12 protein-coding genes are annotated in these 12865 nt (G+C 69.8%); 4 read left to right on the forward strand and 8 right to left on the reverse strand.

Translation table 11 applies throughout. From position 1 onward, the window contains the following. Positions 1-21: 21 nt before the first annotated feature. Positions 22-669 (reverse strand): HAD family hydrolase, encoded by a 648-nt coding sequence (locus tag ACFRAQ_RS06595; protein WP_379094913.1) that lies wholly within the window; start codon positions 667-669, stop codon positions 22-24. 24 nt (positions 670-693) lie between these two features. Further along, positions 694-1260 carry a hypothetical protein gene (locus tag ACFRAQ_RS06600; RefSeq protein ID WP_379094915.1) on the reverse strand — a complete coding sequence of 189 codons (567 nt, stop codon included), beginning with the start codon at positions 1258-1260 and terminating at the stop codon, positions 694-696. A 132-nt stretch (positions 1261-1392) separates the two neighbouring features. Here ACFRAQ_RS06600 and ACFRAQ_RS06605 point away from each other — a divergent pair, with 132 nt between their 5' ends. After that, positions 1393-2100 carry a TIGR00266 family protein gene (locus ACFRAQ_RS06605; protein ID WP_379094918.1) on the forward strand — a complete coding sequence of 236 codons (708 nt, stop codon included), beginning with the start codon at positions 1393-1395 and terminating at the stop codon, positions 2098-2100. 48 nt (positions 2101-2148) lie between these two features. Here the strand turns inward: ACFRAQ_RS06605 and ACFRAQ_RS06610 are convergent, their stop codons facing one another. From ACFRAQ_RS06610 to ACFRAQ_RS06635, 6 genes are all read right to left on the reverse strand, one after another. After that, the gene (locus ACFRAQ_RS06610; RefSeq protein ID WP_379095861.1) at positions 2149-2979 is read right to left on the reverse strand and encodes a sirohydrochlorin chelatase; all 831 of its coding nucleotides are present in this window, start codon (positions 2977-2979) and stop codon (positions 2149-2151) included. A 208-nt stretch (positions 2980-3187) separates the two neighbouring features. Continuing rightward, on the reverse strand, positions 3188-4477 hold the full coding sequence (locus ACFRAQ_RS06615) for a GTP-binding protein (RefSeq protein WP_357086251.1): 1290 nt from the start codon (positions 4475-4477) through the stop codon (positions 3188-3190). Further along, positions 4477-5403 carry a sulfate adenylyltransferase subunit CysD gene (gene cysD, locus ACFRAQ_RS06620; RefSeq protein ID WP_379094921.1) on the reverse strand — a complete coding sequence of 309 codons (927 nt, stop codon included), beginning with the start codon at positions 5401-5403 and terminating at the stop codon, positions 4477-4479. Before cysD ends, ACFRAQ_RS06615 begins: the two co-directional genes overlap by 1 nt. Then, positions 5382-6092: a phosphoadenylyl-sulfate reductase gene (locus tag ACFRAQ_RS06625; RefSeq protein WP_379094924.1), complete on the reverse strand. Its 711-nt coding sequence runs from the start codon at positions 6090-6092 to the stop codon at positions 5382-5384. Before ACFRAQ_RS06625 ends, cysD begins: the two co-directional genes overlap by 22 nt. 15 nt (positions 6093-6107) lie before the next feature. Continuing rightward, on the reverse strand, positions 6108-7850 hold the full coding sequence (locus ACFRAQ_RS06630; RefSeq protein WP_379094927.1) for a nitrite/sulfite reductase: 1743 nt from the start codon (positions 7848-7850) through the stop codon (positions 6108-6110). Between the two features lie 400 nt (positions 7851-8250). Then, on the reverse strand, positions 8251-9114 hold the full coding sequence (locus ACFRAQ_RS06635; RefSeq protein ID WP_379094929.1) for an immunity 49 family protein: 864 nt from the start codon (positions 9112-9114) through the stop codon (positions 8251-8253). Positions 9115-9452: 338 nt separating this feature from the next. Between ACFRAQ_RS06635 and hemW the strand changes: the two genes are divergently transcribed. The 3 genes from hemW to hrcA all read left to right on the forward strand — a co-directional run bounded on the left by hemW (position 9453) and on the right by hrcA (position 12850). Continuing rightward, the gene (hemW, locus tag ACFRAQ_RS06640) at positions 9453-10703 is read left to right on the forward strand and encodes a radical SAM family heme chaperone HemW (RefSeq protein ID WP_379094932.1); all 1251 of its coding nucleotides are present in this window, start codon (positions 9453-9455) and stop codon (positions 10701-10703) included. 111 nt (positions 10704-10814) lie between these two features. Beyond that, positions 10815-11657 carry an alpha/beta fold hydrolase gene (locus ACFRAQ_RS06645; protein WP_379094935.1) on the forward strand — a complete coding sequence of 281 codons (843 nt, stop codon included), beginning with the start codon at positions 10815-10817 and terminating at the stop codon, positions 11655-11657. Between the two features lie 152 nt (positions 11658-11809). Beyond that, positions 11810-12850 (forward strand): heat-inducible transcriptional repressor HrcA, encoded by a 1041-nt coding sequence (hrcA, locus tag ACFRAQ_RS06650; RefSeq protein ID WP_357278606.1) that lies wholly within the window; start codon positions 11810-11812, stop codon positions 12848-12850. Positions 12851-12865: the final 15 nt, after the last annotated feature.

A 12865-nucleotide genomic window follows, 5' to 3' on the forward strand; every position in this document is an offset into this window, starting at 1 on the left:
GATGTGTCATGTATTGAGAAATCAGGCGGGCGCGAGCAGATCGGGCAGCTCGTCGAGGCTGTCGATGACCGTCGCCCGGGCCGCGTCCGGCAGCTCCGCGGTCAGATAGCCCCACGGCCCGCGGCGGATCAGCACCGGCCGCATGCCCGCCGCCAGTACCGGCAGCACATCGTTGTCGACGCGGTCGCCGACGTAGCAGATCTCGCCGGGCTCGACCCCCGCCACCTCGGCGACCTTGGCGAAGAACTTGGGATCCGGCTTCTCCAGCTCCCATTCGGCCGAGGTGTAGACCGCGTCCACCGGCAGGTCCATGCGCTCGATCGCCGACTTCGCCTGCGGCGGCTGGTTTCCCGCGATGATCACGGTGATCCCGCGCCGCCGCAGTTCGCGCAACGCGCGGTGCACGTCGGGGTAGAGGTCGTCGGCGTCGAAGTTGTTGCGCAGGCTCGCGGGTTCCTCGGCGGCCCAGGCCACTTGTTCGGCGTCCAGGTCGAGGTCGGGCCGGAACAGGGCGAAGGCGTCGGTGAGGGGACGTCCGGTGGCCGCCATACCGCCGATGACGCCGAGGAACGCGAAGCGGGGCACGCCGAGCCGGTCGGCCCAGCGGCACCAGATGCGTGTCTCGTCGATCAGCGTCTCGCCCACATCGAATACCGCAGCCTTGATCATTCGCCCAGCGTATCGGGCGGGGGATCAGCGCCGGGCGTTGAGGAAGCCGATGGCGGTCGCGCCCCACCAGCAGACCTGCGACGCTATCCCGGTGGCCGCGCCCCACGCCAGCAGCCGCGCGGTCAGGGGGGCATCACCGCGCGCGGTGAGTCTGCGATTGAGCGAGTAGGCCTGAATTCCATTGAGCGTCAGCGCCAGGACCAGCGCCAGCTTGGTGCGGGTCATGGTGGACGAGAGGTCGGGTTCCAGCACGCAGCCGCTGGCCACCAGTCCGGCCAGGCCCAGCCAGATGGGGACGTGCAGACGGCTCACCGCGCGCAGCGCCGACGCGAGGTCGAGACGGCCCGCGGCCCAACGCAGTACGAACGAGTCGGCGGTGAGGACGCCGCCGAATCCCACCACCAGCGAGGCGAGGTGGACGAACACGCCACCGTGGTGGACGGCCGGGCTCGCGGTGACGTGGGCGGCGATCCAGAGGGCGGCGGTCAGCGTGCCGGTGGCCAGCAGCGCGTACGCGGCGGTGATGCCCCAGGAATCGTGCGGGATGCCCGTCGTCCCGGTGTGCTGCCGGGTGCCGCTGATCTGGAGCATATCGAGCCTTCTATTAGGTAAGGAAATCCTAATTTACTGATCCCGTCGGCGTGGTGGCAAGTCCACAACGATCACGCCACGGTCGATGTCGGGCACACTGGGGTGAGTTGTGCGCACAGGAGGGGAAGCCTGATGGACGCCAGAATCCGGGGGACGGTCATGCCGGTGCTCGAGGTCGCCCTCGACCCCGGCGACAGCCTCGTCGCCGAAGCGGGCCAGCTGTCGTGGATGACCGAGAGCATCCGCCTCAACACCTCCACCCGCGCCGCGGCCGGCGGCGTCTTCGGCGCGGTCCGCAGGGCCATGGCCGGGGCGGGCCTGTTCATGACCGAATACACCGCGCACCGCCGGTCGGGCAGCGTGTCCTTCGCGGCGAAACTCCCCGGCCAGATCCTGCCCGTGCAGATCGGAAAGGACCGCGAATACCTGGTCCACCGGCACGGATTCCTCTGCGCCGCAGGCGATGTCCGGGTGGCCCTGAGCTTCCAGCGGCGCCTGGGCGCGGGCATCTTCGGCGGCAGCGGATTCACCCTGCAGCGGCTCAGCGGCGAGGGCTACGCCTGGGTGGAGCTCTCCGGCGAGGTCATCACCTACGACCTGGCCCCGGGCGAGACCCTGCGCGTCCACCCCGGCCACGTCGGATTGTTCGACGCCTCGGTCGATTTCGACATCACCATGATGAAGGGCATCCGCAACGTCCTCTTCGGCGGCGACGGCCTGTTCCTCGCCGCCCTCACCGGCCCCGGCCGCGTCTGGCTGCAATCGCTCACCATCACCAACCTCGCCCACTCCCTCATCCCGTACCTGCCGTTCCCCGAACCCGGAAACCAGGCCCGTTGAAACAGAAAGGCATCACCGTCGACTGACGGTGCGGGACAGCGGGTTCGGTCAGGCGGTGAGTTCGAGCGGCAGGGCGGCGGTGGCGTAGCGGTCCAGCGCCACTTCGGCCAGTAGCGGGTGCGCGCCGATCGTCTCGGCGTGCCGGACCAGCGGTAGCGTGTCGCGCAGGCGGTCGGTCAGCAGGCCCGGGGCCAGGAACCAGGGGGCGACCAGGATGCGCTCGGCGCCGCGTGACCGCAGGCGGGCGAAGGCCTTGTCGACCGTGGGTTGCGTGGTGGCGAAACAGATTTCGGTGTCCCAGCCGGTCATGGCGGTGAGCAGTCGCGCCACGTCACCGGTGCGGGTGTTGGCGATCGCGGACGTCGAGCCGACGGCGGCGACGGCGATGCCCCAACGCGGACCGGCCGTCCGGCGCAGCCGCCCGGTCGAGGCGTCGCTGACGGCGGCGGGCCGGAAGTCGGTGCCCGCGGCCATGGCCGCCGCGATGCGATCGCGCAGGGCGATGATCAGATGCGGATCGGGACCCAGCACCTCGGCCTGGGTCAGCCGCAGCTGCGGATGCCGGTCGCGGGCGGCATCCAGCAGGCCGGGCAGATCCACCCGCGCGTGAAACGCGTTGCCCAGCAGCAACGGCACCACCACGGCGTGCGCATGCCCAGCGGCCGCAACGGCATCGATGACCTGATCCACCGACGGCGTGCTCAGATCCAGGAACGCCAGCCGCACATCGAGATCCGGCCGCTGCGCCGCGATCCGCGCCACCACGTCCCGCATGGTCGCGGCCGAGCGAGGGTCACGGCTCCCGTGCGCCACCGCGATCAGCGCGGGCGCGTGCTCGAGGCGGAAAGGCGAAGCCGCCCCGCCGCGCACGGTCAACATGGCGCCCAGCGCCGAACCGGTCGCGATGCGCGATGCCGGACCATCCGCTGCGGGCCCGGGCGCACCGGGCACGGTGTGGAGCGCCGAACCGGGTCCGGTGTGCGGGGCCGGGCCGGGCACGGTCCGCTGGGCCGGGCCGAGGGTGTCGTGCGGGGCCGAACCGCCCGGCGAGACGGCCGGAACTGCGCCGTTGCCGGGCGGATTCATGTCAGGCTCCGACTTCGACCGCGGTCAGCGCGTCGCCGACCAGGCCCGCGGCCAGGGTGTTGCCGCCCGCGGGATCGATCAGCAGGAACGAGCCGGTGTGGCGGTTGACGCTGTAGTCGTCGGCCACGATCGGGTCGGCCACGCGCACCGAGATGCGGCCGATGTCGTTGAGCGACAGCGACTCCGGGTTGGGGTCGGCGGCCAGGTGCTGCTCGTCGAATCGCTCGATGAGCGCGCCGACGATGGCCTGGGTGGTGCGGGTGCCGTGCTTGAGCAGCAGGCGCGCGCCCGGGCGCAGCGGCTTGTCGCCGAGCCAGCAGACGGTGGCGTCGAAGGCGTCGATCGGCTCGGGAGCGCCCTCGGCGGCGGCGATCACGTCACCGCGCGAGACGTCCACGTCGTCGGCCAGCACCAGGGTGACGCTGCGGCCCGGCTGCGCCGAGGCGAGTTCACCATTGGGGGTGTCGATGCGCTCGACGGTGGTGCGGGTGCCGGAGGGCAGCACCACGACCTCGTCGCCCTTGGACACCAGGCCCGCCGCGACCTGACCCGCGTAGCCACGGTAGTCGGGGTATTCGGCGGTGCGGGGCCGGATCACGTACTGCACCGGGAAGCGCAGCCCGATCTCGTGGCGGCCGTGCACGTCCGCGTCCACCGGCACCGACTCCAGGTGCTCGATGAGCGAGGGACCGGTGTAGTACGGGGTGTTCTCCGAGCGCGAGGCGACATTGTCGCCGTGCAGCGCCGAGACCGGGATCTCCTGGATGTCCTCGGGAGCCCAGCCGAGTTTGGCGGTCAGCTCACCGAATTCGGAGGTGATCTTCTCGAAGACGCCGGCCGGATCGTCCACCAAGTCGATCTTGTTGACGGCCAGCACCAGCTTCGGCACGCCCAGCAGCGCCATGACGGCGGCGTGGCGGCGGGTCTGCTCGATGACACCCTTGCGGGCGTCGACCAGCAGGATCACCAGCTGCGCCGTCGACGCGCCCGACACCGTGTTGCGGGTGTACTGGACGTGGCCCGGGGTGTCGGCGAGCACGAAAGACCGCTGGGGCGTGGCGAAGTAGCGGTAGGCCACGTCGATGGTGATGCCCTGCTCGCGCTCGGCGCGCAGGCCGTCCACCAGCAGCGACAGGTCCGGAGTCGACAGACCCTTGTCGACCGACGCGCGGGTGACGGCGTCGATCTGGTCCGCGAGCACCGACTTGGTGTCGTACAGCAGCCGGCCGACCAGGGTGGACTTGCCGTCGTCGACCGATCCGGCGGTGGCCAGTCTCAACAGGTCGGACATCAGAAGTAACCCTCTCGCTTGCGGTCTTCCATGGCGGCCTCGGAGACACGGTCGTCGCCGCGGGTCGCGCCACGTTCGGTGAGCCGGGACGCGGCGACCTCGGCGAGGATCGCGTCATTGTCGGCGGCGTCGGAAATGATGGCGCCGGTGGTGGATCCGTCGCCGACGGTGCGGTAGCGCACCGACTTGACCAGCAGCTCCTCGCCCTCGGCCGGGCCGCCCCACACGCCGGGGGTCATCCACATGCCGTCGCGCTGGTACACCGGGCGCTCGTGGGCGTAGTAGATGCTGGCCAGCTCCACGTCCTCGCGGGCGATGTAGCGCCAGATGTCGAGCTCGGTCCAGTTGGAGATGGGGAACACGCGCACATGCTCGCCCGGAGCGTGGCGGCCGTTGTACAGGTTCCACAGCTCGGGACGCTGGCGCTTGGGGTCCCAGCGGCCGAAGGCGTCGCGCAGCGAGAAGATGCGCTCCTTGGCGCGCGAGCGCTCCTCGTCGCGGCGGCCGCCGCCGAAGACCGCGTCGAAGCGGTTCTCGTTGATGGCGTCCAGCAGCGGGACGGTCTGCAGCGGGTTGCGGATGCCGTCGGGGCGCTCGGTCAGGCGGCCGTCGGCGAGGTAGTCCTCGACCGAGGCGACATGCAGTCGCAGGCCGTACTTCTCGACGATCTTGTCGCGGAACGCGAGGACCTCGGGCAGGTTGTGCCCGGTGTCCACGTGCAGCAGCGCGAACGGCAGCGGCGCCGGCCAGAAGGCCTTGATCGCCAGGTGCAACAGGACGGTGGAGTCCTTGCCGCCGGAGAAGAGGATCACCGGCCGCTCGAATTCGCCTGCCACCTCACGGAAAATGTGGATGGACTCGGATTCGAGCGCGGCCAGGGTGTCGAATTCAGTCTCGATGGAGGTCATGAGGCGTGCAACCCGCATTCGGTCTTGGCGAGCCCGGCCCAGCGGCCGGATCGCGCGTCGGATCCCGGTTCCGGCTTCCGCGTGCACGGAGCGCAACCGATGGAGGGATAGCCCTCTTCCACAAGGGGATTGACGAGAATGCCGTTGGCCTCGATGTAGGCCGCCATCTCGTCATCGGACCAGGCGGCGATCGGATTGATCTTCACCAGGCCGAAGCCCTCGTCGTAGGAGATGAGGGGTGCGTTGGCGCGAGTCGGCGCCTCCACTCGACGGATGCCGGTCACCCAGGCGTTGTATCCGACGAGGGACTTCTTCAGGGGGACCACCTTGCGCAGGCGGCAGCATTCGGCGGCGTCGCGCGCGAACAGGTCCTTGCCGAGGAGCTGATCCTGTTCGGCGACAGTGGTTTCCGGCTGCACGTTCACGATGTTCACGCCGTACACCAGCTCGACCGCGTCACGGGTGCCGATGGTCTCGGCGAAGTGGTAGCCGGTGTCGAGGAACAGCACGTCCACGCCGGAGCGGACCTGCGAGGCCAGCTGCACCAGGACGGCGTCCTGCATGTTCGACGCGACGATGTAGTTGGAGCCGAAGGTGTCCTCGGTCCACTGCAGCAGTTCCTGCGCGGTCGCGTTCGGACCCAGCTCGGCGTTGCCCTTGTCGACCAGGGCGCGCAGCTCGGACTCGGCGAGTTTCGTTGTGGTCATTGATGTCTCTCCCAACTACCGCAGGTCTGCCTCATCGGCACGGACAGCCCACACCGCGAAACGCTCACCCTCGTCACGGTTCTTGACGAAGTTGCGCACCACGCGCTCGATGTAGTCGCCCAGTTCCTCGCTGGTGACCTTGTGCTGGCGCAACTTCCGGCCGAAGCCGGAGTCGAGTCCCAGGCTGCCTCCGAGGTGAACCTGGAAGCCCTCGATCTGATTCCCGTCACCGTCGTCGACGAGCTGGCCCTTGAAGCCGATGTCGGCGATCTGGGAGCGGCCGCAGGAGTTGGGGCAGCCGTTGATATTGATCGTGATCGGCACGTCGAGCTGCGCGTTGATGTCCGCGAGCCGCTGCTCCAGCTCGGGAGCCAGCACCTGCGAGCGCTTGCGGGTCTCGGTGAACGACAGCTTGCAGAACTCGATGCCGCTGCACGCCAGCAGGTTTCGCCGCCAGATGGACGGACGGCCGTGCAGGCCGAGCGGTTCCAGCGCGTCGATCAGCTGCTCGACCTTGTCGTCGGGGACGTCGAGGACGATGAGCTTCTGATAGGGGGTGAAGCGCACCCGGTCCGAACCGACCGCCTCGACGGCGTCGGCGACCTGGGTCAGGATGGTGCCCGACACGCGACCGGCGATGGGGGAGAAGCCGATGGCGTTGAGGCCGTTGCGCAGCTTCTGCACACCGATGTGGTCGATCGGGCGCTCCGGCTGCACCGGCGCGGGGCCGTCGATCAGCTTGCGCTTCAGGTACTCGTCCTCGAGCACCTGACGGAACTTCTCCACACCCCAGTCCTTGACCAGGAACTTGAGGCGGGCCTTGGTGCGCAGGCGGCGGTAACCGTAGTCGCGGAACAGCGAGACGACCGCTTCCCACACGTCCGGAACCTCGTCGAGCGGCACCCACGCGCCGAGGCGCTGGGCCAGCATCGGGTTGGTGGACAGGCCGCCGCCGACCCACAGGTCCAGGCCGGGCCCGTGCTCGGGGTGCACGACGCCGACGAAGGCGACGTCGTTGATCTCGTGCACCACGTCCTGCTGGCCGGAGATGGCGGTCTTGAACTTGCGCGGCAGGTTGGAGTATTCCTTCTTGCCGATGTAGCGCTCGACGATCTCGTCGATGGCCGGGGTCGGGTCGAGGATCTCGGTGAGCGACTCACCGGCCAGCGGCGAGCCCAGCACGACACGCGGGCAGTCGCCGCACGCCTCGGTGGTCTGCAGGCCGACCGCTTCGAGGCGACGCCAGATCTCCGGCACGTTCTCGATCTCGATCCAGTGGTACTGGACGTTCTCGCGGTCGGACAGGTCGGCGGTGTCGCGGCCGAACTCGGTGGAGATGCCCGCGAGGGTGCGCAGCTGGGCGAGGTTCAGCGCGCCCGCGTCGCACCGCACCCGCATCATGAAGTAGCGGGCCTCGAGCAGGTCGATGTTCTCGTCGCCGGTGTAGGTTCCGTCGTAGCCCTGCTCACGCTGGGTGTAGAGACCCCACCAGCGCATGCGGCCGCGCAGGTCGCTCTTGTCGATCGAGTCGAAACCCTGCTTCGAGTAGATGTTCTCGATGCGGGCGCGCACGTTGAGCGGGTTGTCGTCCTTCTTGGACTGCTCGTTGGCGTTGAGCGGCTCGCGGTAGCCGAGCGCCCACTGGCCCTCCGACTTGCGCTTCACCGGGCGGGCCGTGCGCTCACGCCGGACGGGCTGCGCCGGATCGGGCACAGTCTGCGGCGTATCGGAACTGGTGGCGTCGGTGCTCGACGTCATGGGGGTCGCTCCTGAAGGTCTTGCGGGCAGGCGGGAGGGGCTGGCTCACGCCTCCGATATCAGAGAACCGGCTCTATACGGCGTCAGGGAGACGCCGGATTCCGGGAGAATGGGAGCCGATCTACCGGAGGCTTCCGGACAGACAGCTCGCGCTGCAGACACGCTTGAAGTCGACATGGCGACGCGCCACGAGTCGTACTCCGAGTCCAGTCATGGGGCTTATTGTGCCACGTCAGAAGGGTCGTTCCGACTGCCGGATCGAATTTTCCGCAGTTTTCCGGGAAATCCCCTGGATACATTGTCCGATTTGTGACGGGCATCATAGATCAACACCGGACAAACCACTTGGACGGTTGACCTGAACGATTCGGTGCGAGTTCCTTGGTGATTCGGTGCGAGTCTAGGACGCGCGATCGGCGTCGGCCTCGGCCAGGCGGGCCTTCGCGGCGGCGAGGCGGGCGAGCTCGTCACCCAGCTCCGGGGAGAACATCCAATCCGGCCGATCGATGAATCCGGCCGGTAGGTACTCCGAGCGGACGGCCGTCCGATACCCCAGGTCCCGGGCCCAGCAGGCCAGGCCCAGCAGCGGCAGCGAGAACACGCCCTCGGGATCGTTGCGCCACACGTCGTTGTCGAAGAACGCCCGATGCCGCCGCAGCGCGTGGGACAGCTCGCGGTCGAAGCCCTCGGAATCGCCGTCGGCCAGCCGGATGAACACCTCCACGGCCGGGCGGAACAGCAGGTCGGTGACGCCCTGCGCGCCCACGCGGCTGGTGGTGTCCAGCGCCCAGGCCGCCTCGTAGACGCTCTTCGGCCCGTACCGCCACGCGGTCTGGAGCAGCCGCACCCACTCGTACTGGAAGTCGTCGAAGGCGTCGTCGCCGAACTCGCGCAGCCGGTCGATCGGGTAGTCGACCAGCTCGGCCATGGCCTCGGCGTCACGGGCGATGAGCGTCCACCAGAACGCCGCCCGCCAGCCCGCCACCTTGTCGTGTCGGTCGAAGCCGGATTCGATCCCGTCCGCCCGGAACCGGCGGGTCACCGTCTGCTCGGTCGAATGGGCGAAATACCAGGTCCGCGACCGTAGCGCCGCCGGATCTGGCAGCAGCATGGTGGCCAGCAGCACCCCGTCCATGGACCGCGAGAAGTTCGGCCCGTCCGGCCGCACCGGCCGCCGCGCCCGGTAGACCACCGGGGCCACCGACCCCTCGTCCACTTCCCTGATCGACTTGGCGTCGATCTCGTGCCGCGGCACCTCGATCATCGGCTCGTTCCCGTCCGCACCCGGACCAGCTCGCACCCGGCCCGCCGAAATCCCTTGGAATGTACCCGGATTCACCGAACACCGCCGGGTGGAGCCGGAAGCCGTCGGCCCGGGCGTTTGCCCGGCGCCAGCGGCCATGACGGCCAGGTACGCCTCCGGACAGCCTGCGACCCGGTCGGGGCCTGGCTTCGTACCGCGGCCGATCGGGCCCGGATTCGTCCCGCCCGCAATCGGGCCCAACCCGGCTTCGCGTTGTCGTTTTCGGGACCCCCGGCGGCCTTCTCGGCCAGGCTGCCGCCCGAGCCCGGGGTGGGGCGTTGGTGACCGGGTGCGCTGTGATGCGGGCAACCGGTCACACTGAACGGGTGACCTCCACCGCTCCCGAACAGACCGCCGGCACGGCCTCCGCGCAGGACGCCGACGCGCCGGTGCTGCGCGACTTCGGGGGCGGGCCGTTCGGGATCTACATCCACGTGCCGTTCTGCGCGACACGCTGCGGATACTGCGACTTCAACACCTACACGGCGGGGGAGCTGGGCTCCTCGTCCTCGCCGCAGTCCTGGTTCGAGGCGCTGCGCGGCGAGCTGGCCGCGGCGGCACGGGAATTCGACGCGCTGCCCTCGTCGACGCCCGCGGTCGAGACGGTGTTCGTGGGCGGCGGCACGCCGTCGCTGCTCGGTGGTGACGGCCTGGCCGGGGTGCTCGACGCGATCCGCGACAACTTCACCCTCGCGCCCGGCGCGGAGGTGACCACCGAGTCCAATCCGGAATCCACCTCGCCGGAGTTCTTCGAGCGGCTGCGGGCGGCCGGGTACACCCGGATCTCGCTGGGCATGCAGTCGGCGGCCCAGCACGTGCTGAAGATCCTGGACCGCACCCATACGCCGGGCCGGGCGGTGGCGGCCGCGAGGGAAGCCCGCGCGGCGGGCTTCGACCACGTCAACCTGGACCTCATCTACGGAACCCCTGGCGAATCCGACGCCGATCTGGACGCCAGCCTCGACGCCGTGCTGTCCGCGGGCGTGGACCACGTCTCGGCCTACTCGCTGATCGTGGAGGACGGCACCGCGCTGGCCCGCCGCGTCCGCCGCGGCGAACTGCCCGCCCCCGACGACGACGTGCTGGCCGCCCGCTACGAACGCATCGACACCCGCCTGGCCGCGGCGGGCCTGCACTGGTACGAGGTCTCCAACTGGGCCGCCTCCGACGCGGGCCGCTGCCGCCACAACCTCGGCTACTGGGACGGCGGCGACTGGCTCGGCGCGGGCCCGGGCGCGCACAGTCATGTCGGCGGCACCCGCTGGTGGAACGTGAAACACCCGGCGCGCTACGCGGATCGGGTCACCACGGGTGCGTTGCCCGCGGCGGGCTGGGAGTCGCTCACCGACGAGGAGCGCTACACCGAGCGCGTCATGCTGACCGTGCGGCTGCGCACCGGCCTGCCGCTGGCCGATCTCGACGCGGACGGCCGGGCCGCCGCCGAGCGCGTGATCGCGGACGGTCTGGCCGAGCGGGCCGGCGACCGCCTGATCCTCACCGACCGCGGCCGCTTGCTCGCCGACGGCGTCGTCCGCACCCTGCTGACCTGAGGCGAACGGATTCGGCCAACCGCGAGTGAAACCGCCTGGTCGGGACTAAATTGTTCACCGGAGATTGCGCAGCACCGGTCAGGATCGACACCTTCGGCCCGAGGACATCTCATGGTGAAGCCACTGACGCGACCCGTCCCGAACCGCTTCCGTACCCGACGCCTCACTCGCGCGACGTTCAGCGCGGCCGCGGCCGTGGCGCTCGCCGCGAGCCCGCTCGCCGCCGGATCGGCCACCGCCGCGGACCTGCCGACGGTCGTGCTGGTGCACGGCGCCTTCGCCGACGCCTCCAGCTGGGACGGCGTCGCCGCGCGACTGCGCGCGGACGGCTACCCCGTCGTGACGCCGGACAACCCACTGCGCGGTCCCGCGTACGACGCGGCCGCGATCCAGCGCACCCTCGACGGCATCACCGGTCCGATCGTGCTGGTCGGGCACTCCTACGGCGGCACCGTGATCAGCAATGTGCACGACCCCGAGGTCGAATCACTGGTCTACATCGCCGCTTTCGCTCCCGTGCAGGGCGAAGCCGCGCTGCTGGAACTGAATCCGATCCAGTACCCGGGTTCGCAGCTAACTCTCGCGCTGAGACTGAAGGCCGTCGACGACGCGCAGGGCATCGCGGGCAGGAACCTGGACGCCTACATCGACCCGGCCCGCTTCCCCGAGGTCTTCGCCCAGGACGTCGACCCGGCGACCGCCGCCGACATGGCCGCCCGCCAGCATTCGCTCGCCCTGTCCGCCAACCTCGAGGCCTCGGGCGCGCCGTCGTGGGCCTCGACACCGAGCTGGTACCTGGTGTCCACCGCCGACCGGGTGATTCCGCCCGCCTCCCAATGGGATATGGCCAAGCGCATGAACGCCCATGTCTCCTCGATCGACGCCTCGCACGCCGGGCTGGTCTCGCACCCGGCCGACGTGGCGGCGATGGTGGAGGCCGCCGCCGGGCGGTGAGCGTGCGGGCGGTCATACGGCGAGCTGCGCGACGCCCACTATCCTGGAGTGGATAATCCGGGAATTCCGTATGGCCGGCGCCCAGTGTCCCGCCGCGGAAGGCTCGGGGACGCGCCAGGCGTGCCCGAGGCGAGCGAGGAGGTGGGGCCACCATGTCGAGCACTGAGCAGCGACGGCTCGAGGTCCTGCGGGCCATCGTCGCGGACTACATCGCGACCAAGGAGCCGATCGGGTCCAAGACCCTGGTGGAGCGCCACAACCTCGGCGTGTCCAGCGCGACCGTCCGCAACGACATGGCGGTGCTGGAGGCCGAGGGCTACATCGCCCAGCCGCACACCTCGTCCGGCCGCATCCCCACCGACAAGGGTTACCGGCAGTTCGTCGATCACATCTCCGAGGTGAAGCCGCTGTCCGGTCCGGAACGCCGGGCCATCATGGAATTCCTGGAGAGCGGCGTCGATCTCGACGATGTGCTGCGCCGCGGGGTCCGGCTGCTCGCGCAGCTGACCCGGCAGGTCGCCATGGTCCAGTACCCGACGGTGTCGGCGTCGACCGTCCGGCACATCGAGGTGGTCGCGCTCAATCCGGCGCGGCTGCTGCTGGTGGTGATCACCGACACCGGCCGGGTCGATCAGCGCCTGGTCGATCTGGGCAATCTGATCAGCGACGAGGATCTGGCCGCGCTGCGCGGCATGCTCGGCAAGGCGATGGAGGGCAAGCGCCTGGCTGCGGCCTCCGCGGCGGTGGCCGAACTGCCCGAGCACTCCCCGGCCAAGCTGCGCGACGTGCTGGTCCGGGTGTCCACGGTGCTGGTCGAGACCCTCGTCGAGCACGCGGAGGAACGCCTCGTGCTGGGCGGTACCGCCAACCTCACCCGCAATGCCTCCGACTTCCCGGGCAACGGTTTCCCCGGTTCCCTGCGCACCGTTCTGGAGGCGCTCGAGGAGCAGGTGATCGTATTGAAGCTGCTGGCCGCGGCGCAGCAGCCGGGTACCGTGACGGTGCAGATCGGTGAGGAGACCAAGGTCGAGCAGATGCGCGGGACGGCCGTGGTGTCCACCGGTTACGGGCTGACCGGTACGGTGCTCGGAGGTATGGGGGTGCTGGGGCCGACCCGCATGGACTATCCGGGGACCATTGCCTCGGTGGCGGCCGTCGCCCGGTACATCGGTGAGGTGCTCGCCGAACGGTGAGCAAGCACGAGACGA

Source organism: Nocardia sp. NPDC056611, assembly GCF_042792755.1.
Classification (GTDB): domain Bacteria; phylum Actinomycetota; class Actinomycetes; order Mycobacteriales; family Mycobacteriaceae; genus Nocardia.